Below are 904 nucleotides of genomic sequence, written 5' to 3' on the forward strand. Positions count from 1 at the left end.
TTCATGACTGGGGTGAAGTCGTAACAAGGTAGCCCTAGGGGAACCTGGGGCTGGATCACCTCCTTATACGAAGATATTCACGACAAGTGTCCACACAGATTGATTAGGTTTAGAAAGTAAAAGAGAAGAAGAACTCCCAAGGTTCTTCGAAGTTTGTTTCTACTTTTTAAAGTGGAGATAAATTAGCAGTGTCCCGTTCGTCTAGAGGCCTAGGACACCGCCCTTTCACGGCGGTAACAGGGGTTCGACTCCCCTACGGGATACCACTTCCTTCAAGAAGTAAAAAGGGTCGTTAGCTCAGTTGGTAGAGCAGTTGACTTTTAATCAATTGGTCGCAGGTTCGAATCCTGCACGACCCACCATTTCCTCCCAAGGAAATAAAATTTGGGGCGATTAGCTCAGTTGGGAGAGCACCTGCCTTACAAGCAGGGGGTCACTGGTTCGAGCCCGGTATCGCCCACCATTTCCTCCCAAGGAAATAAAAATATGGGGCTATAGCTCAGCTGGGAGAGCGCCTGCCTTGCACGCAGGAGGTCTGCGGTTCGATCCCGCATAGCTCCACCATTCCTTCCATAAGAATGGCTTTTATTTTCACTTTTTAAAAAGTGAAGACAAAAGAAAACTTTATGGGCGATTAGCTCAGTTGGGAGAGCACCTGCTTTACAAGCAGGGGGTCACTGGTTCGAGCCCGGTATCGCCCACCATCTTTAAGCATTCTTTGATGACAAAAGTCTTCGGAGAGTTTTTAAAAATGGGTTTGAAAGTTTAATACTTAAAACTCTTGCTCTTTAACAATTTGGAAAGCTGACTGATTACTTAATTGGTTTTCACTTTAAAAAGTGAAATCAAACAGCTCAAAGCTGTGATTAAGTTAATCAAATTTAAAAGTTCTCAATGTTTATCT

General features: G+C 44.1%; 5 tRNA genes and 1 rRNA gene. All 6 read left to right on the forward strand.

Features of this window, described 5'->3' with window-relative positions:
• Positions 1-66, forward strand: a 16S ribosomal RNA gene (locus Q1A70_RS20110); the annotation flags it as partial.
• Positions 67-190: 124 nt separating this feature from the next.
• A tRNA-Glu gene (locus Q1A70_RS20115) sits at positions 191-266 on the forward strand.
• Between the two features lie 20 nt (positions 267-286).
• Positions 287-362, forward strand: a tRNA-Lys gene (locus Q1A70_RS20120).
• Positions 363-387: 25 nt separating this feature from the next.
• Positions 388-463, forward strand: a tRNA-Val gene (locus Q1A70_RS20125).
• A gap of 25 nt (positions 464-488) precedes the next feature.
• Positions 489-564 (forward strand) — tRNA-Ala (locus tag Q1A70_RS20130).
• Between the two features lie 64 nt (positions 565-628).
• A tRNA-Val gene (locus tag Q1A70_RS20135) sits at positions 629-704 on the forward strand.
• Positions 705-904 lie beyond the last annotated feature (200 nt).

Source organism: uncultured Vibrio sp. (assembly GCF_947488985.1).
Taxonomy (GTDB): Bacteria; Pseudomonadota; Gammaproteobacteria; order Enterobacterales; family Vibrionaceae; genus Vibrio.